Source organism: Tritonibacter scottomollicae (genome assembly GCF_032924845.1).
Classification (GTDB): Bacteria; Pseudomonadota; Alphaproteobacteria; order Rhodobacterales; family Rhodobacteraceae; genus Epibacterium; species Epibacterium scottomollicae.
The window spans coordinates 2,699,817-2,716,859 of the sequence record NZ_CP136704.1 but is presented as its reverse complement, the minus strand read 5'-3'; the positions used below and the strand labels follow the sequence as shown (position 1 = coordinate 2,716,859).

General features: G+C 63.0%; 17 protein-coding genes. 8 read left to right on the top strand and 9 right to left on the bottom strand.

The annotated features are described in order from the left end of the window. Positions 1 to 63 precede the first annotated feature (63 nt). On the bottom strand, positions 64 to 969 hold the full coding sequence (locus R1T40_RS13540) for a LysR family transcriptional regulator (protein WP_317384497.1): 906 nt from the start codon (positions 967 to 969) through the stop codon (positions 64 to 66). Positions 970 to 1,179: 210 nt separating this feature from the next. Between R1T40_RS13540 and R1T40_RS13535 the strand changes: the two genes are divergently transcribed. Together R1T40_RS13535 and R1T40_RS13530 are read left to right on the top strand one after the other, a co-directional pair. Continuing rightward, a complete protein-coding gene (locus tag R1T40_RS13535; protein WP_317384496.1) occupies positions 1,180 to 1,512 on the top strand; it encodes an NIPSNAP family protein in 333 nt (110 codons plus the stop codon). Then, positions 1,509 to 1,856, top strand: coding sequence for an antibiotic biosynthesis monooxygenase family protein (locus R1T40_RS13530; protein ID WP_317384495.1), 348 nt, complete (start codon positions 1,509 to 1,511; stop codon positions 1,854 to 1,856). Before R1T40_RS13535 ends, R1T40_RS13530 begins: the two co-directional genes overlap by 4 nt. 367 nt (positions 1,857 to 2,223) lie before the next feature. Here R1T40_RS13530 and R1T40_RS13525 read toward each other — a convergent pair whose 3' ends face one another. Next, entirely contained in the window at positions 2,224 to 2,784 is a 561-nt protein-coding gene (locus R1T40_RS13525) for a type 1 glutamine amidotransferase domain-containing protein (RefSeq protein WP_317384494.1), read from the bottom strand. Positions 2,785 to 2,908: 124 nt separating this feature from the next. Then, on the bottom strand, positions 2,909 to 4,936 hold the full coding sequence (locus R1T40_RS13520; RefSeq protein ID WP_317384493.1) for an NADPH-dependent 2,4-dienoyl-CoA reductase: 2,028 nt from the start codon (positions 4,934 to 4,936) through the stop codon (positions 2,909 to 2,911). Between the two features lie 170 nt (positions 4,937 to 5,106). Here R1T40_RS13520 and R1T40_RS13515 point away from each other — a divergent pair, with 170 nt between their 5' ends. Both R1T40_RS13515 and R1T40_RS13510 read left to right on the top strand, forming a co-directional pair. Then, positions 5,107 to 5,613 carry an RNA pyrophosphohydrolase gene (locus R1T40_RS13515; RefSeq protein ID WP_317384492.1) on the top strand — a complete coding sequence of 169 codons (507 nt, stop codon included), beginning with the start codon at positions 5,107 to 5,109 and terminating at the stop codon, positions 5,611 to 5,613. Continuing rightward, positions 5,576 to 6,136, top strand: a complete 561-nt coding sequence (locus R1T40_RS13510; RefSeq protein WP_317384491.1) for a hypothetical protein — start codon at positions 5,576 to 5,578, stop codon at positions 6,134 to 6,136. Before R1T40_RS13515 ends, R1T40_RS13510 begins: the two co-directional genes overlap by 38 nt. 3 nt (positions 6,137 to 6,139) lie before the next feature. Here R1T40_RS13510 and R1T40_RS13505 read toward each other — a convergent pair whose 3' ends face one another. Further along, complete coding sequence (locus R1T40_RS13505) at positions 6,140 to 7,045, bottom strand: DMT family transporter (protein WP_317384490.1); 906 nt, start codon at positions 7,043 to 7,045, stop codon at positions 6,140 to 6,142. 104 nt (positions 7,046 to 7,149) lie between these two features. Between R1T40_RS13505 and R1T40_RS13500 the strand changes: the two genes are divergently transcribed. Further along, the gene (locus R1T40_RS13500) at positions 7,150 to 7,638 is read left to right on the top strand and encodes a MarR family winged helix-turn-helix transcriptional regulator (protein ID WP_317384489.1); all 489 of its coding nucleotides are present in this window, start codon (positions 7,150 to 7,152) and stop codon (positions 7,636 to 7,638) included. 54 nt (positions 7,639 to 7,692) lie between these two features. Here the strand turns inward: R1T40_RS13500 and R1T40_RS13495 are convergent, their stop codons facing one another. The 4 genes from R1T40_RS13495 to R1T40_RS13480 form a co-directional block, all read right to left on the bottom strand. Continuing rightward, the gene (locus tag R1T40_RS13495; protein WP_317384488.1) at positions 7,693 to 10,071 is read right to left on the bottom strand and encodes a methyl-accepting chemotaxis protein; all 2,379 of its coding nucleotides are present in this window, start codon (positions 10,069 to 10,071) and stop codon (positions 7,693 to 7,695) included. 350 nt (positions 10,072 to 10,421) lie between these two features. Further along, positions 10,422 to 11,420: an adenosine kinase gene (locus tag R1T40_RS13490; RefSeq protein ID WP_317384487.1), complete on the bottom strand. Its 999-nt coding sequence runs from the start codon at positions 11,418 to 11,420 to the stop codon at positions 10,422 to 10,424. Further along, positions 11,417 to 12,061, bottom strand: a complete 645-nt coding sequence (nth, locus tag R1T40_RS13485; protein ID WP_317384486.1) for an endonuclease III — start codon at positions 12,059 to 12,061, stop codon at positions 11,417 to 11,419. The genes R1T40_RS13490 and nth overlap by 4 nt, the downstream gene beginning before the upstream one ends. A 393-nt stretch (positions 12,062 to 12,454) precedes the next feature. Beyond that, the gene (locus tag R1T40_RS13480) at positions 12,455 to 13,981 is read right to left on the bottom strand and encodes an ABC-F family ATP-binding cassette domain-containing protein (RefSeq protein WP_317384485.1); all 1,527 of its coding nucleotides are present in this window, start codon (positions 13,979 to 13,981) and stop codon (positions 12,455 to 12,457) included. Positions 13,982 to 14,328: 347 nt separating this feature from the next. Here R1T40_RS13480 and R1T40_RS13475 point away from each other — a divergent pair, with 347 nt between their 5' ends. Next, positions 14,329 to 15,180, top strand: a complete 852-nt coding sequence (locus R1T40_RS13475; protein ID WP_317384484.1) for a bifunctional helix-turn-helix domain-containing protein/methylated-DNA--[protein]-cysteine S-methyltransferase — start codon at positions 14,329 to 14,331, stop codon at positions 15,178 to 15,180. On the opposite strand, the gene R1T40_RS13470 is transcribed toward R1T40_RS13475, so the two are convergent. Next, a complete protein-coding gene (locus R1T40_RS13470) occupies positions 15,116 to 15,373 on the bottom strand; it encodes a hypothetical protein (RefSeq protein ID WP_106161444.1) in 258 nt (85 codons plus the stop codon). The genes R1T40_RS13475 and R1T40_RS13470 overlap by 65 nt on opposite strands. 136 nt (positions 15,374 to 15,509) lie before the next feature. On the opposite strand from R1T40_RS13470, the gene R1T40_RS13465 reads away from it, so the two are divergent. Then, complete coding sequence (locus R1T40_RS13465) at positions 15,510 to 16,199, top strand: helix-turn-helix transcriptional regulator (protein ID WP_317384483.1); 690 nt, start codon at positions 15,510 to 15,512, stop codon at positions 16,197 to 16,199. A 167-nt stretch (positions 16,200 to 16,366) separates the two neighbouring features. Continuing rightward, entirely contained in the window at positions 16,367 to 17,032 is a 666-nt protein-coding gene (locus R1T40_RS13460; protein WP_106161448.1) for an OmpA family protein, read from the top strand. The last annotated feature ends 11 nt before the right edge of the window (positions 17,033 to 17,043 follow it).

The following is a 17,043-nucleotide window of genomic DNA, read 5'->3' as shown; positions in this document are numbered from 1 at the left end:
GGCAGAACGTCTGGCAGGGCCGTGAATGGCTGTGGGGTCAGCGGGGCAGAACCGGGGCGCGCCCTACCAGGTTTCCATGCCTTTCTGAGCAAAGGCATGGACGAGGAAATCGATAAAGGCGCGCACCTTCGGTTGGGTGAAACGGCCCGGCGGGTAGACGGCATAGACGCCAAGGGTTTCGACCGGCAGCGCGGGCATGACATCTTCGATCAGCCCCTCGGCCTTGGCCTCGGCATAAAGATAGCTCGGCAGATAGGCGATCCCGAGACCGGAGATCGCCGCGTTCAGCAGCGATTGCCCGTCGTTGACCGACAGCCAGCCGGTGGAGCGCACCTGGCGCTTCTCGCCGGAGGGGGCGGTCAGCTTCCAGACGTTGCCGCTGGACTGGTTGGAGTAGTGCAGGAGCTTGTGTTCGTTGAGGTCGTCGATCTTCTGCGGGCGACCGTATTTCTCAAGGTATCCGGGCGAGGCCACCATCCGCTTGGTGGTCTCGGTCAGCTTGCGGGCCCGCAGGGAGCTGTCTTCCAGCTCGCCAATGCGCAGCGCCATGTCGAACCCTTCGGAGATCAGCTCCACAAAGCGGTTGTTCAGCACCATGTTGACGGTGATGTCGGGGTAGTCACCGAGAAACTCCGACAGCACCGGCGACAGGTGGTTGACGCCGAAATCGGTGGCGACCGAGATCCGCAACAGTCCCGAGGGCGCGGTCTGCATGGAGGTCACCAGGGCATCCGCCTCGCCGGCGTCGTTCAGCACCCGACGGGCGCGGTCATAATAGGCGAGACCGATTTCGGTGGGCGACACGCGGCGCGTGGTCCGGTTCAGGAGACGGGCGCCGAGGCGGGCCTCGAGGCTGGACACATGTTTGGAAACCGCCGACTTGGAGATGCCCATCCTCTTGGCGGCGTCGGTGAAGCCACCCTGATCCACCACATTGGCAAAGGCTTCCATCTCGGTCAGTCGGTCCATTTCACAATCCTCGTCGCACATTCTGTCTTGCGTCCTTCCTGCGGGGGAATTCGGGCAAGAACGGGGCGGGCTTGGGATAATTGCAGGGTTTTCGCCGGATCGTTCAGGCTGGGGAAACAAGCGATGTGCAACAGTTCGCTCCACACCGAAGCCTTGTGAGATGCGGGCAGGGTATCATGAGAGGTCATTGAAAACACGAGGACTCCTGCCATGCTGACCTGCATCATCCGCTACCAGATCGACCCCACGAAACAGGCGCAGTTCCGCCAGTATGCGCAGACCTGGGGGCAGGCCATTCCCCGCAATGGTGCAGACCTGATCGGCTATTTCGCCCCGCATGAGGGCTCCTCGACACTGGCCTATGGCATCTATTCGATACCGTCTCTGGCCGAATATGAAGCCTATCGCGCGCGTTTGGCAGCCGATCCGCTGGGGCGGCAGAACTATGAATTTGCGCAGGCGGAAAAGTTCATTTTGCGTGAAGACCGCAGCTGGCTCACACTGGCCTCGGCACCCCATGGCACCACAGGAGAGGCACAGTGATCGCAGTCATATTCGAAGTCATCCCGGCGGAGGGCAAACAGGACGCCTATCTGGAACACGCCGCCGCGCTCAGGCCGCTGTTCGAGGGTATGGAAGGGTTCATTTCGGTGGAGCGGTTCCAGAGTCTGACCACGCCGGGTAAGCTGCTGTCGCTGTCGTTCTGGGAAGATGAGGACGCATTGGCGCGCTGGCGGCAGCTGGAGAAGCATCGCGCGGCACAGAGTAAGGGGCGCGACGGCTATTTTGCCGACTACCGCCTGCGGGTTGCCGGGGTGATGCGTGACTATGGCATGACGGAGCGCGCGCAGGCTCCGGCAGACAGTCGCGCCCTGCATGACAGCTGAAAGGTGGTCGGCAGACCTCCCGCCAGTCGGGGTTGCATTCAAATGCCACCCTCCTGTTGGGCCGCGCAGCGCGCCTGCGGCGCGCTGCGGTCGCGGGGCACGCCAACGGTGCGGCTGACCTGACCGGCGCCGGGTCAAGGGCCGCATCTGCGGCCGTGCCGCAGGCACGGTTTATCCTTGAGGCGGCAGAGGTCTCGTAAACTGCAAAAGGCGCTTCAGGAGCAGATCTGCCCCTGAAACGCCTCTCAGCGGATTTTCCTTCATCGCGCAGCGATGCCCGGCCCAACGCCGCCAGCCGGTTCCGGCAAAGCCGGGGCAGGCGCGGGGGCGGGAGCCCCACCGGCCGTATTGCTGCGACCTTTCCGGCTCAGGCGGCCTTTCGCTCGTGACGACCTTCTTCGATCTCTTCGACAATCTTTGCTACAAAGGCGTCGAGATCGTCGGGTTGACGACTGGTTACAATACCTGCGTCCGCCACGACTTCGGCATCCTGCCATTTGGCGCCTGCGTTGACGATATCGGTCTTGATCGACCCGTAAGAGGTCATATCGCGTCCTTTGACGATCCCGGCTTCGGCCAGCACCCAAGGCGCATGGCAGACCGCGGCGATCACTTTACCTTCGTTGTGGAAATCCTTGACCCGCTTGATCACATCCGCCTCGACCCGCAACAGGTCGGGATTGATCTGGCCACCTGGAATGACCAGCGCGTCGTAGTCGAAGGTATTGGCGTCCGCTATCTTCAGGTCGGCTTCGGCCTCACCCTTCCAGTCCGGGCCTTCCCAGCCCTTGACCGGCTTGCCGTCCAGGGTGGCGACATGGACCGTGGCGCCCTTGGCGCGCAGCTGGTCGCGCGGCACTTCAAGCTCGGATTTCTCAAAACCATGCGTCGAAATGATGAGGACTTTTGCGTCGGAAATCTTTGGCATGTCGTGTCCTTTCCTATCTGCGTTGAGATCGCGTCACCGCGGTCTCGTCACCCAGAAAACGAAGCCCCGCCCAGATTGTTCCGGACGGGGTCGATCTTAGATCGGCTGACGCGACGTGAAGCGTCTAGAGTGTCGCCGCCAGGCGAGTGCCCTGATTGATGGCGCGTTTGGCGTCCAGCTCGGAGGCCACATCGGCCCCCCCAATCACATGGGGCGTGATGCCCTTGGCCTCCAGCGCATCCGCCAGAGAGCGTTCGCTGACCTGCCCGGCACAGAGCACGATGGTATCGGCGGCGATCACGGTGGGATTGTCCCGCGTCTCGCCAAAGCTCACATGCAGGCCCGCGTCGTCGATGCGTTCGTAGTTCACGCCGCCGACAAACTCGACCTCCTTCATCTTGAGCGCGGCTCTGTGGATCCAGCCGGTGGTCTTGCCGAGCCGCTTGCCATGGCGTTCGGCCTTGCGCTGCAGCAGGGTGACCTGACGGGCGGGGGCTTCGGGCTGGGGGCCTTCAGGAGCCAGGCCGGAGCGATGCTCCGCAGGGTCGGTGACCCCCCACTCGCGCATCCACAGCGGCAGGCTTTCGGTGGGGCTCTCGCCTTCGTGCAGCAGGTATTCGGAGACATCAAACCCGATGCCGCCAGCGCCGATCACGGCCACCTTATCGCCCACGGGTACCTTGTGGCGCAGCACGTCGATATAGCTCACCACGGACGCGTGGTCCTGTCCCGGAATGCCCGGATCGCGCGGCAGGACACCGGTGGCGATGATCACCTCGTCGAACCCGCTCAGGTCCTCGGCACCGACCCGGCGGCCCAGCTGCAAGGTGATTCCGGCCTTGGCGACCATGGTGCGGTACCAATCCACCAGCCCCCAGAACTCTTCCTTGCCGGGGATCTGCTTGGCCATGTTCAGCTGGCCACCGATCTCCTCGGCGGCATCAAAGAGCGTCACCGCATGCCCCCGTTCCGCCGCCGCCAGCGCGGTCGACAGGCCCGCAGGTCCGGCACCGACGATGGCGACGGATTTTGTCACCTCGGCCTTGTTCAACACCAGCTCGGTTTCATGGCAGGCGCGGGGATTGACCAGACAGGAGGTCAGTTTGCCACCGAAGGTATGATCCAGGCAGGCCTGATTGCAGGCGATGCAGGGCGCGATCTCGGTCCCGCGCCCCTCTGCGGCCTTGGCCACGAAATCTGCATCTGCCAGCATCGGGCGCGCCATCGACACCATGTCGGCGCAGCCCTGCGACAGCACGTCTTCGGCCACCTCCGGCGTATTGATACGGTTCGAGGTGATCACTGGGATCGACACATGACCCATCAGCTTTTGCGTGACCCAGGCAAAGGCTGCGCGCGGCACCGAGGTGGCGATGGTCGGAATGCGCGCCTCATGCCAGCCGATGCCGGTGTTGATGATGGTGGCGCCCGCAGCCTCCACCGCCTTGGCCAGCTGCACCACCTCCTCGAAGGTCGAGCCATTTGGCACAAGGTCAATCATCGACAGGCGGTAGATCAGGATGAATTCGCGCCCCACGGCCTCGCGTACCCGGCGCACCACCTCGATCGGCAGGCGCATGCGGTTTTCATACGACCCGCCCCAGCGATCCTCGCGCTTGTTGGTGTGGGTGACGAGGAACTGGTTCAGGAAATATCCTTCGGAACCCATGATCTCGACGCCGTCATAGCCGGCCTCCTGCGCCAGACGGGCGGCGTTCACGATATCGGAGATCTGCTTCTCGATACCCTCCTCGTCCAACTCCGCCGGCGGAAAGGGCGAGATCGGCGATTTCACCGGGCTGGGCGCGACGCATTTCGGCCCGTAGGAATACCGGCCCGCGTGCAGGATCTGCATCGCGATCTTGCCGCCAGCCTCATGCACCGCAGATGTGACCACCGCATGATTGGCGACATCCTTTTCCGTGGTCATCATCGCCGCCCCCGGCAGCACTGATCCTTCGAGGTTCGGACCGATGCCGCCAGTGACCATCAACGCCACGCCGCCACGGGCGCGCGCCGCGTAGAATTCCGCCACCCTTGGCCAGTCGCGGGTCTCCTCCAGCCCGGTGTGCATGGAGCCCATCAACACCCGGTTCTTCAGCGTGGTGAAGCCCAGATCCAGCGGGGCCAGCAAATGTGGGTACGCAGCCATGACACTCTCCCTCCATGTCCGTTGGGCCACCGCACGGCGGCCCCTTTGGGCGACAAGATCGCGCGGCTGCAGCGGATTGTCACCCGTCAACGCGGCGTCACCCCCTTGCGTGCCCCGGCGGCACACGGTCTAAGGTGGCGACACCTGGATCAACGCGGAGCCCGCATCTGATGAGCAAGACGCCCCCTAAAGCCTTCAGCGCCGCGCAAATTGCCGCGCTGCCCTATCGCCCCAATGTCGGCGTGATGCTGATCAACGGCGCGGGCGATGTTTGGGTCGGGCAACGCATGGACCGGCACAAGGAGGCCTGGCAAATGCCTCAGGGGGGCATCGACAAGGGCGAAGATGCCCGCGCCGCCGCCCTGCGCGAGCTGGAAGAAGAAACCGGCGTCACGCCCGAGCTGGTGGAGATCATCGCCGAAAGCGACGGCTGGTTGCCCTATGATCTGCCGCAAGAGGTGGTGCCGCATTTCTGGGGCGGCAAATACCGTGGTCAGGAACAGAAATGGTACCTGATGCGCTTTGTCGGGCAGGACGCGCAGATCAACATTCAAACCGACGATCCCGAATTCTCCGCTTGGTGCTGGCAGCCGGTCGCCGAGCTGGTGGAAAAGGTCGTCCCCTTCAAGCGAGAGGTCTATGCCCGTGTGGTCGAGGAATTCAAAGCGCATCTCTAAGGCGCTGCTGTCGGGTGCGCTGGCCCTGTTCTGTGCCACGCAGGCACAGGCGCTCAGTTGTCTGCCGATGGGGCCCGGGGACGTCTACCGGATCGTCTCCAAGAGCGAGGACCCCTTCGTGATCATCGAGGGTCGTGTAACCTTCGACGAGGCGCTTTTGCCGACATATTCCGAGGCTGCCCCGCAGGCGACCAAAGAGCCGGTCGAAATTCCGGCGCAGGTTTCCGGGCTGATGCTAGGGGATCGCATGTTTGATCAGCCGGTTGAGGGCGAAATCACCCTGGAGGCGCATTGCCTGGGCCCCTGGTGTGGCGCGTTGGTCTCAGACGCGCGCTACCTGTTCTTTGCCCGCCAGCAGGAGGGCCGGGTGGTGGCGGTGGTCGAACCCTGCGGCGGGTTCTTCTTTGATGCGGAAGATGGCAGCGCTGGCGATACCGTGCTGCAATGCCATCGGGGCCGGGCCTGTCCGTCGAAACTGCCTGATACCCTGGAGGGCGCGCAGCAGGTGCCCGCCCTCGATTAGAGTCTAGCGGGCCGCGATATTCGGCGCAGGGGCCGCAGTGTGCGCGGCGGACGCTTGCGCAGGGTGCGGGGATTTCTGTTGCCCCAGCCAGACACTGAACAGCGCAACCAGCGCCCCGGCGGCTTGCAGCGCGGTGAAGCTCTCTCCTGCAAATAACGCCCCAAGGGTTACAGCCGTCAGCGGGCTGAACACCCCAAGGAGCGAGATCTGCGCCGGGGCGATGCGCCCAATGCCGCGGAACCACAGGATATAGGTCAGGGCGCCGCCGATCAGGCTCATGTAGGCCAGCCCGAGCAGGTTGCCCGCGGTCAGGGTCGGCCAGGCTGGCAGGGCGATGATTGCCACCGGAATCAGCAGCAGCCCCCCGGCGGTCAGTTGCCAGGCGGTAAAGGTCAGCGCCGGCACACCGGGCTGCCATTTGCGGGTCAGCACCACGCCGGTGGCCATCGACAATGCGCCGCCCAGACCCGCCACCACGCCAAGCGGATCGAGCGTTGCTTCCGGCCCCAGTACCAGCAGCCCGACGCCGACAATGCCGAAGAGCGCCGCTGCCACTCCCTTGCCATGGATCCGGGTGCCCAGCAGTGCTCCGGACAAGCCGAGCACAAACAGCGGCTGCACCGCGCCAAGCGTCGCCGCCACCCCGCCGGGCAGGCGATAGGCCGAGAGAAACAGCAGCGCCCAGAATACCGAGAAATTGAGCGCGCCCAGCACGAAGATCTTTGGCAGCAAGGCCAGAGGCGGCAATTGCCGAACGAACAGCAAGAGTAAAAGGCCCGCTGGCAGGGCGCGCAGCAGCGCCACCAGATAAGGGGACTCGCCGGGCAGGAAGGTGGTGGTCACGATATAGCTGCTGCCCCATATCGCGGGCGCAAGCGCCGCCAGGGCCAAGTCTTTCGAGGGAATCATGGTGGGCTCCTATATATCTTGACGTCGAGGTAATGCGATAATGCTTCGACGTCAAGATAACCTCGTAGATTGACCTCTGCCCCACCACGTCACATTACTGCGGCATGGATCATGTGGAATTTATATTGGATCAGTGGCGCCGCGAACGCCCGGACCTCGATGTGACGGCGATGGGAGTGGTCGGTCGGGTGGGCAGATTGAGCCTCGCCTATCTGAAACCGATGGAGAAGACCTTCGCCCGCTTTGGCCTCAACGCGGCCAAGTTCGACGTGCTTGCCACTCTGCGGCGGGCCGGGGCGCCGCATTGCTTGTCTGCTGGCGCATTGATGAAGGCGACGATGGTGGCCTCTGGTACCATGACCAACCGGATTGACCGCCTTGAGGTGGACGGGTTGGTCAGTCGCACCACCAACCCCGAAGACAGCCGTAGCTTTCTGATCGCCTTGACGCCCGAAGGGCGCGCGCTGATCGATCAGGTGGTGGAGGCACATGTGGCCACCCAGGCCGACCTGATCGAGGGGCTTTCGGCGGAGGACGTCGCGCAACTCAGCGCGCTGTTGGCCAAGGCCCTGAACGCATTGGAGAGCAACTGAGGGGCAGCTGCTCTCCTGACATCTTGAGGGGAGGGGCTGGCCCAGCCCGGAGCGCTAGAAGTCTTCGTAGTAATTGAGCGCCGCGCTGCCCTCGCTGCCGTGGGCCGTCGGTTTACTGGGCGTTGCATCACTGCTGTTGTCCGAGGTGTCCCAGCCCTCGTCAACGTCCCAGCTGTCGTCGGCATGGGCGGTTGGGGCCGGGGGGGACGTCCGCGCAGTGGGGGCCGCTGGTTTGCCCGCAAGCCGGAAGTTCGCCACCACGCCGCCCAGTTCGGATGCATCGCTGTCCAGCATCTGGCAGGCAGCGGAGGCTTCTTCGACCATGGCGGCATTCTGCTGCGTCACCTGATCCAGCTGCACCATGCCTGTGTTGATCTCTTCGATGCCGTTTGACTGTTCCGCCGCGCCCTCGGCAATGCCAGAAATCAGCTGCGAGATATGGTTCACCCGCTTTGTGATCGTCTCCAGCGCCTCGCCGGCCTTACCGACCAGATCGACGCCTTGATCGACCTGCTTGGAGCTTTCACCGATCAGCGCCTTGATCTCCATCGCGGCGTCGGAAGACCGCTGTGCTAGACCGCGCACTTCGCTCGCGACCACGGCAAAGCCACGCCCGGCCTCGCCCGCCCGGGCTGCCTCGACCCCAGCGTTGAGCGCCAGCAGGTTGGTCTGAAAGGCGATGTCGTCGATCACAGAAATGATCTGTTCGATCTTTTTGGAGGACTGCTCGATCTCGGTCATGGCGGTGACCGCATTCTGCACCACCTGACCGCTCACTTCGGCCTCTTGCTTGGCCTCTCCTGTGATCTGTTCGACGCTGCGCGCGCCGTCTGCTGCCGATTTGACGCTGGCGGTGATCTCTTCCAGCGCAGCGGCTGTTTCTTCCAGTGTTGCAGCCTGACTTTCGGTGCGATGCGACAGATCATCCGATGACTGATTGATCTCCGCGGCGCCGTTGCGAATGCGCTCGATCGCGGTCACCACCTGACCAAGTGTATCGTTGAGCTTGGTCACGGTCGTGTTGAAATCGGTACGCAGTTTCTCGTGCTCGCCGGAGAAGGGCGTATCTATCGTGGCCGAGAAATCCCCCTGCGACAGGCGCAGAAGACCTGTGCTGAGATTTTCCACGACGACCTCCTGCTCGCGCTGCTGTTCGGCGCGGCCCTCTTCGGCGGTGCGCGCCACGCGCAAGTCATCCTGCAGCGACAGCAGCGCCTTGCCGATGTCGCCAATCTCGTCGCCGCGCTGCGCCTCGGCAACTTCGGTTGAGAGATCGCCAGCAGCCACCGTGTTCATACCCTTGGAAATATGATGTAGCGGTCGGGTGATCGAGCGCGCGATACGCCAGCCGAAAACGGACATGACCCCACATATTGCCAGCCCGATCAGAGCCAGCATCCAGGCTTGCTGGCGCAATGGCGCCATGATGTCAGTGACGTCTTGTTCCACAACCAAGGCCCAGTTGGCGACGTCCAGACCAAGAGGCTGCGAATAGGCATAAACCGGATGACCCGAGATCCCGGTTGCAGCATCCAGAAAGTGGCGCTCGCCATCGAGCGCCAGCGCCACCTGTTCATTGTCCGGCAGCGCCTCGAGAACTTGGAAACCGTCTTCAAACCGGGACGTGGTCCGCGTTTTCCGGTCTGCGCCCAGAAGGTAGACCTGCGCGGTTTCGCCAAGGCCGTCGGCGTTGTTGGTGATCAGACCCAAAAGATCAACCGGCACCTGCAATGCAACCACACCAAGTGGCGTGCCATCCTGGGCCGAAACCGGGGTGGCCAGGAAGGCGGCCGCCGCTCCGTTGCTGGGGGCATAGGGTTGCATATCGGCAAAGATCACCTCGCCGACCTCTGCTGCATTCGCCGAACGGAACGCCTCTGCCAAGTTGGAATTCGCATAGCTGCCATCGATCAGATTTGTGGCGTAGTCCATTTCTTTGAAAACGGAGTAGACAATGTCGCCCGCTGGGCTGATCAGGAAAGCATCATAGTAGCCCTTGGTCTCGATCAGCGTGCGAAGCCCGGTATGAAAGGTTTCATGGGCATCATGATAGGTCGCGTCCCCGTCCGCTCGCAGTAATTTATGCTTCTCGCCGGACGGGTGGCTGTTGTCCGCGATGTAAGCGCGTTGCAGCGTGGTGTCCGCGTCAGATCCCAACGCGGCCCAGCTCTCTTCAAAGGCAGCCAGGGCTGAGGTTGTGGCAGGAGAGCGCGCCAGCGACACTAGGTCCGCCTCTATCCCGTTCATCATTCGACGGATTGATGCACTTCTGTCCGCCAGCAAGGACGCCATTTGGCGCTCTGTGGTGTCTTTGGCAAACCCCCTGAATGCCAAGAGCGAAGCAGCGATCAGTAGAGCGCCGGTAACAGCACAAAAGCCTGCGAAGAAGAGGGGCAGCTTGCGAGAAATCTTTATGGTGTTGGTGCGAAACATGGTGCGATCCTGTCGGAGTGGCGTAACCTGCAGGATAGAAGGCGCTGGCACCATTTAAGATTTCGCAAATATGTGGGAGGCTGCATGTCTTTTGGGCACAACCTGGCTTTTGCGGCAGTTTTTTGTGCGTCTTTCCCGCCAGTGGTGGCCGGTTCTCGCAATTTATTGTTTTTCAATGGGATAGGTGATTCGTTTCGGTGGGTGAGATCCCGTCCCTCCTCAGGTTCTCGAAATCACATTGCTGGGGGTTGAATTGATTTTTTGAATACAAGCGAGGGTGTAGCGGATCGAAGCGGGAGGGGCGGGGGCGAGCAAAGCCCGCCCCGCCATTTGAAATAGCCAAAAACGGATCAGGCGTTGATCAGGCCTTGGGCTTGCAGCAGGCTACGCATATCAGTCTTGGGACGCGGCCCGATATGACTGATGACCTCTGCGGCGCAGGTGTTGCCGATGCGTGCGCAGGTCGCAAGGTCACGGCCCGAGGCAAGACCGAACAAGAACCCGGCTGCAAATTGATCCCCTGCGCCGGTGGCGTCCACAGGCACGACCTTGGTCACGGGGATGTCGATGCGGCCTTCCTCGCTGACCACTGTCACCCCGTCGCCAGAGCGGGTGCAGACCACCAAGGGGCAGATGGCCGAGGTCTTTTGCAGCGCCTCTTCGAGGTCATCGGTCTCGAACAGGGATTTGATCTCAGCCTCATTGCCGATCACGAAGTCCAGTTCGCTTTCGATCAGCTTCAGGAAATCCGCGCGGTGACGTTCGACGCAGAAGGGATCGGAGATCGCGATGCCGGGCTTGCCGCCGCCGGCCTTGCAGTCCCGCGCGGCCTCCATGAAGGCTGTTTTGCCCTTGTCCTTGTCGAAGAGATAGCCCTCGAGGAACATGATCTGCGCCTGTCCGGCCACCTCATTGGGCACGTCGTCGGAGCTGACTTCCGAGGAAATCCCGAGGTAGGTATTCATGGAGCGTTCGCCGTCGGGCGAGACGAAGATCATCGTGCGCGAGGTCGGCAGCTCGCCGCCTGCGACGGGGGCATTGACGAAATCGACACCCTCGTCCTGCATCGCGCTGGCGTAGAACCGGCCGATGGCGTCGTCATGCACCCGGCCGATGAAGGCGGAGGTGAGGCCAAGCGCCCCGGCCCCGGCGATGGTATTGGCGACCGAGCCGCCGGGCGTTTGCACCCGGTCCTTCATCGCGGCAAACAGCACTTCGCTGCGATCCCGCTCGATGAGCTGCATGATGCCCTTTTCGATCCCCATATGGTCGAGAAAGCTGTCATCGCATTGCGAGATCACATCGACAACGGCGTTGCCGATGCCCACGAGTTGATAGGTCTTGGTCATAAAGTTTTGTCCTCGTACTGACAGAGGTCTCGGATGATGCAGGTGGGGCACATGGGTTTGCGCGCCTTGCAGTGATAGCGGCCGTGCAGGATCAGCCAGTGATGGGCGTGGAGCTGGAAATCGACGGGGATGTTGTCCTCGATGGCACGCTCCACCGCGTCCACGGTCTTGCCCGGCGCGATGCCGGAGCGATTGCCGACGCGAAAGATATGGGTGTCCACAGCCTGCGCCGGATGGCGCCACCACATGTTCAAAACCACATTCGCGGTCTTGCGGCCGACGCCGGGCAGGCTTTCGAGCGCGGCGCGGGAACAGGGCACCTCGCCGCCGTATTGCTCGACCAGAATGCGCGAAAGCTTGATGACGTTCTTGGCCTTGTTGCGGTAGAGGCCGATGGTCTTGATATGCGCGATCACGCCCTCTTCGCCCAGATCCAGCATCTTTTGCGGCGTGTCGGCGATCCTGAACAGCTCCTTGGTGGCGCGGTTCACACCGGCATCGGTGGCCTGCGCCGACAGCGCCACGGCCACGACAAGCGTGTAGACATTGACGTGATCCAGCTCGCCCACGGGGGCTGCATCGGCATCCTGAAACCGCGTGAAGATCTCGCGGAGGGTATGATAATCGAGTTGCTTGGCCATCGGGCGCTGTTGTGCCTGCTGGGGCGCGGGGGCGCAAATCAAAAACACCGGGCATTTGTCCGGCCTTTGCGGGTGCGGTGCAAAAGTCGCGGTTTCACGTGCCGCTGAGGGGAACGCCGGAGGGGTTGCGCTGCGCCTTGCGCATCGCGGGGGGCGGGGGCCGCGCCTTGCAGGCGCGGCCCCCGCCCGGCCCAACGCTTTGGACGGTGGCTTTGCCACAGGTCAAAGGGGCGGGAGGGCTACGGTCGTGTGGCAAGACATTAGGACAGCACAGCTGCCCTAATGTTTCGCGCGCGAAACAATGGGTCAGGACAGGCACCACTTTTTATGGGCGTTGCCGGTGCACCGACCGCATAAATCTGGCTGCGACGCAACAGCGGCCACCGCAGGAGGCTACGGTGTCCCCAAGCCCGCGCTGTGGTCGCTCAGGAAGGCTTCGGGATCGTCTACCTCCTGCAGCTTGCGGCCCTTGATCCACCAGAAGCGATTGCCGACGTTGCGCAGGAACTGCCGGTCATGGCTCACCAGCAGGCAGGAGGCGTCATGTGCGACCAACTCGGCTTCCAGCGCCTCCTGTCCCTCGATGTCCAGATGGTTGGTCGGCTCGTCCAGCAGATAGAAATTGGGCTCCCTCAGTCGCAGCAGCAGCATGGCCAGCCGGGCTTTCTGGCCGCCCGACAGGCTGTCGATGCGCCGTTCCTGCATCTGGATGTCGATGCCGGCCCCGGCCAGGACTCCACGGGCGCGCTGGTCGCCAATGGCGCTTTGTGCCGTCACCATGGCAAGCGGCGTGTCGGGGCCGGGCAGTTGGCTCAGCTGCTGATCCGAATATGCCGGAACCAGCGAGGCGGCACATTTCACCCGGTCATCCACGCCGCTCAGAGCGTCTGCGATCATCCGGATCAGCTGCGTCTTGCCAGCCCCGTTCTGACCCAGCAGAACAACCCGGTCGCCCCGACACAGCCATTTCTGCCCGGTCTTGTACAACAGTCGTCCGTCCGGTGTTTCCACCGCGATGTCGTCCAATGTGATCAGGGCCCGCGCGTGGGTGCCGCTGTTCGCCAGTTTGATATCGCCCGCCGATCGCTCCCTGTGCGCCGGTTTTGCCGCCTCCTCCAGCCTGTCGGCGCGGTCGCTCAACTGGCGGGTCTTGGTCAGCAACAGGTCGGAGCCGGAGTTGAGGCCGACGTTCTTCAACTTGGACGCCTGACGGCGCAATTGTTTGGCCTTGTTCAGATCATTGGTCAGACGTCGGGCATCTGCCGCATCCGCCTCGTCCAAAGCCGCGCGAGCGGCTGAAAAAGGCAGTTGGAACACGCGGGAGGCCTCCGCGCGCAGGAACAGGGTGCGGTTGGTCGTGGCATCCAGAAACGCGCGATCATGCGAGGTGATCACCACCGGCACGTCGCGGGGCAGCGTTGCCAGCCAGGCCTCGAGAAGGGAAATGCGGTGGAGGTCCAGGTGGTTGGTGGGCTCGTCCAGCAGCAGCAGATCCGGCTCACAAACCCAAGTCGCCGCCAGCATCGCGCTGCGCTGCCAGCCACCGCTGAGATCTGCCAGCGGGGTGTGAAAATGCGCGTAAGGGATTTGCAGCGTGTCCAGCACGACATCCACGCGCCAGCCTTCGTATTCGGCCTGCTCGGCCGGAAGCGCGGCCAGAACCCAGTCATATAAACTGTGCGACAGGGCCTCGGGCGGGACATCCTGTTTGACATGGCCGACCCGCAGGCCACGGGCGCGGGTGATCTCGCCGCTGGTCTGCTCCCGTTCGCCGGACAGGCAGGCCAGCAGAGTGGATTTGCCGCGCCCGTTGGCAGCCACCAGACCGATGCGGTCGGATTTGGAAATAGTCAGGGTGAGGTCGGCAAACAGCGGCTCACCAAGGGTCACGCCCAAAGCGTTTGTATTGAGAAGGGACATCTGAAACTCGGATCAAAAGGGTATGGCCGCAGCGCGGCTATGAGCAGACCTGTGATGAGAGTGTTCTCGAGGTCAGCCCTGCAAACGGATTTACAGGGCGAAACGGGGACCATGCTGAAGTCGGCGGATGATACGCATGTTCAGCTGATGCCCTCCCATTGTTGCATGTGACCTTTGCCCCCAGAATAGGAGGCCTTGAAAATCTTGGCAAGTGTCTTGTCCGATCATGTCGGAGCCAGCCCGGTCATGCCCGTGATCCCCTGAAATCGCAGGTTCCGGGTCGCGCCGAGGCGGGGGGCTCGCTACGGTGGAGGAAACATGATGACGGATGATCGGGGACAGCAACCATGCAACGGGATGAACAGGCCTATCACTACGGGGTGATCCGCCGCGCCATCGAGTTGATCGATGCCGGTGGCGCAAACCTGTCGCTGGAGGAGCTGTCGGCCCAGATGGGCATGAGCCCGGCCCATTTCCAGCGTGTTTTTTCCGCCTGGGCCGGGGTCTCGCCCAAGCGCTACCAGCAGTATCTGCGGCTTGGCCACGCCAAATCCCTGCTGCGCGAGGAACTGCCCCTGCTGGAGACCGCGCATGCGGTGGGCCTGTCCGGCTCCGGGCGGCTGCACGATCTGTTCCTGCGCTGGGAGGCGATGAGCCCGGGTGAATATGCCCGTCGGGGCGAGGGGCTGACGGTGCGTTGGGGCTGGTTCGACAGCCCCTTTGGTGCGGCGCTGGCGATGGGCACCGAAAAGGGGCTTTGCGGTCTGGCCTTTGCCGCCGAAGTGGGCGCGGATCAGGCGTTGGCGGACATGCGGGCGCGCTGGCCCAACGCGGCTTTTGTCGAGGATGGGGGCGCCTTGCGCGCGCCGGTGGAAGCGGCCTTTGCCCGCAAGGGAGAGGCGCGGCTGCATCTGATCGGCGCGCCGCTGCAGATCAAGGTTTGGGAAGCACTGCTGACCATCCCCGAGGGCAGCGCCACCACCTATGGCGAGATTGCCGAGGTGATCGACAGCCCCCGCGCGGTGCGCGCCGTGGGCACCGCGGTGGGGAAGAACCCGCTGAGCTGGCTCATCCCCTGCCACCGTGTGTTGCGCAAGGGCGGTGCGATGGGGGGCTACCACTGGGGGCTGCCAGTCAAACGCGCGATGCTGGCGTTCGAGGCCGCGCGCGCAGATGCCGCACATGAGAGCGCCGCGTGAACATCCGCGCGATCAGGGTCCGCAGTGGCAACAGCAGCGCCTTGCGGCGGGCCTGTCGCAGCGCGGTCTGATGCTCGGCGGTGGCCTGCCAGGCCTCCTCTCGTTCGATCTCATAAGTGGTGCGCGGGCGGCGTGGCGTGTCCCAGCGGTCGAGGCCGAGGGTGACAAGGACGATCCAGTCGTAGGACAGCATGGGAAATCTCCTCTGCGGGCTGTGTGATGCCCCATCAAAAGCAGAGTACTGCTGACACCCTGTTGTCAGTGGTGCGTGCTAGAGTGGCAGCAGGATGTCACTCGACATGCCACCCGCCCTGCCACCGGAGGTTCCCATGACCCGCAGCAACCGGCTGTTCGAATTGATCCAGATCCTGCGCGCCGCCGCGACACCGATGCGGGCCGAAGATCTGGCGGCGCAGCTCGAAGTCTCCAAGCGCACGATCTATCGCGATATTGCCGCGCTGCAGGCGATGCGCACGCCGGTCGAGGGCGAGGCGGGCATCGGGTATATGCTGCGCAAGGGCTATGATCTGCCGCCGCTGAACTTTGACGAGGAAGAGATCGAGGCGCTGCATGTGGGATTGGCGATGCTGATGCGCACCGGCGACGGTGCGCTGCAGCAGGCCGCCGCGCGGGTCGGGCGCAAGATCTGCGACGTACATGCCAGCGCTGAATGGCTGCAGGTCGCCCCCTATGGCGCGCCGCTGGATGATCCCGACAATGGCTGCGTGTCCAAGGCGATCCTGCGACAGGCGGTCCGCAGCGCACAGAAGTTGCGTCTGGTCTATGTCAATGAAGCCGAGGAACAGAGCGAACGGATCCTGCGACCGCTGGCACTGATCTATCACGTGGACTGCACGCTGCTGGCCGCGTGGTGCGAATTGCGCCATGGATTTCGCCATTTCCGCACGGATCGTATGCTGGCTGCGGATCTGCAGGATGACCATTTTGTCGAAGAAGCGCCGCTCTTGAGAAAACTCTGGCAGGAACAAGAACGCGATACGTTTGTTTATAACCTGTAATGTGGCTTGGCCGAGCGGGGCGAGAGGTGCGCGGCAATCCGCCGAACGCGCGGGGGGACCGCTTGCTGTGCCGGTCGATGCATACAATATCTACACGTAACGTCTCACTCTGGGGCTGACCCCAGATACGTTGCGAGACAGGTTTGAGGAAGAAAAGGTAGACTGTAATGTCTTTTGCAAAACTCCCCGCCCTTGGCGTTCTGGCCGCTGCCGTGGCGCTGAGCGCCTGTGACGATCCCGCCTCCTATGGCGCTCCCGGCGGAACGAACCGCTCTCAGAACGGGGCCATCATTGGTGGTTTGATCGGCGCGGGCCTCGGTGCAGCGACGTCGGATGACGACAAGGCAGAAACCATCATCGGTACGGCTGCGGTGGGGGCGCTGGCAGGTGGTCTGATCGGACGCCAACTGGACAAGCAGGAAGCGGAACTGCGCCAAAATCTCGACAATGACTCGATTTCCATCGTGAATACTGGCGACCGTCTGATCGTGTCGCTGCCCAATGATCTGACCTTTGCCACCGACAGCTCGGCGATCTCTTCCCTTGTACGCAGCGATCTGCGCAAGGTGGCGGGCAGCTTGCAGCGTTATCCTGGCAGCGTGGTGCAGGTGATCGGTCACACCGACAGCGACGGCGCGGCTTCCTACAACTATTCCCTGTCCGAGCGCCGCGCCAATGCGGTGGCGGACGAGATGGCTGCTGGCGGCGTGTCCTATAGTCGTATGCGCATCATCGGTCGCGGTGAGGAGCAGCCGGTGGCGAGCAACCTGACTGGCGAGGGCAAGGCCCGCAACCGCCGCGTGGAAATCGTGATTATTCCGCAGGCAACCTGACGCCATCCATT

Bases quoted from the DNA above. Each gene is read 5' to 3' on its own strand.
- R1T40_RS13540 (WP_317384497.1), bottom strand. From the start codon at position 969: ATGGACCGACTGACCGAGATGGAAGCCTTTGCCAATGTGGTGGATCAG.
- R1T40_RS13535 (WP_317384496.1), top strand. From the start codon at position 1,180: ATGCTGACCTGCATCATCCGCTACCAGATCGACCCCACGAAACAGGCG.
- R1T40_RS13525 (WP_317384494.1), bottom strand. From the start codon at position 2,784: ATGCCAAAGATTTCCGACGCAAAAGTCCTCATCATTTCGACGCATGGT.
- R1T40_RS13520 (WP_317384493.1), bottom strand. From the start codon at position 4,936: ATGGCTGCGTACCCACATTTGCTGGCCCCGCTGGATCTGGGCTTCACC.
- R1T40_RS13515 (WP_317384492.1), top strand. From the start codon at position 5,107: ATGAGCAAGACGCCCCCTAAAGCCTTCAGCGCCGCGCAAATTGCCGCG.
- R1T40_RS13510 (WP_317384491.1), top strand. From the start codon at position 5,576: ATGCCCGTGTGGTCGAGGAATTCAAAGCGCATCTCTAAGGCGCTGCTG.
- R1T40_RS13505 (WP_317384490.1), bottom strand. From the start codon at position 7,045: ATGATTCCCTCGAAAGACTTGGCCCTGGCGGCGCTTGCGCCCGCGATA.
- R1T40_RS13500 (WP_317384489.1), top strand. From the start codon at position 7,150: ATGGATCATGTGGAATTTATATTGGATCAGTGGCGCCGCGAACGCCCG.
- R1T40_RS13495 (WP_317384488.1), bottom strand. From the start codon at position 10,071: ATGTTTCGCACCAACACCATAAAGATTTCTCGCAAGCTGCCCCTCTTC.
- R1T40_RS13490 (WP_317384487.1), bottom strand. From the start codon at position 11,420: ATGACCAAGACCTATCAACTCGTGGGCATCGGCAACGCCGTTGTCGAT.
- nth (WP_317384486.1), bottom strand. From the start codon at position 12,061: ATGGCCAAGCAACTCGATTATCATACCCTCCGCGAGATCTTCACGCGG.
- R1T40_RS13480 (WP_317384485.1), bottom strand. From the start codon at position 13,981: ATGTCCCTTCTCAATACAAACGCTTTGGGCGTGACCCTTGGTGAGCCG.
- R1T40_RS13475 (WP_317384484.1), top strand. From the start codon at position 14,329: ATGCAACGGGATGAACAGGCCTATCACTACGGGGTGATCCGCCGCGCC.
- R1T40_RS13470 (WP_106161444.1), bottom strand. From the start codon at position 15,373: ATGCTGTCCTACGACTGGATCGTCCTTGTCACCCTCGGCCTCGACCGC.
- R1T40_RS13465 (WP_317384483.1), top strand. From the start codon at position 15,510: ATGACCCGCAGCAACCGGCTGTTCGAATTGATCCAGATCCTGCGCGCC.
- R1T40_RS13460 (WP_106161448.1), top strand. From the start codon at position 16,367: ATGTCTTTTGCAAAACTCCCCGCCCTTGGCGTTCTGGCCGCTGCCGTG.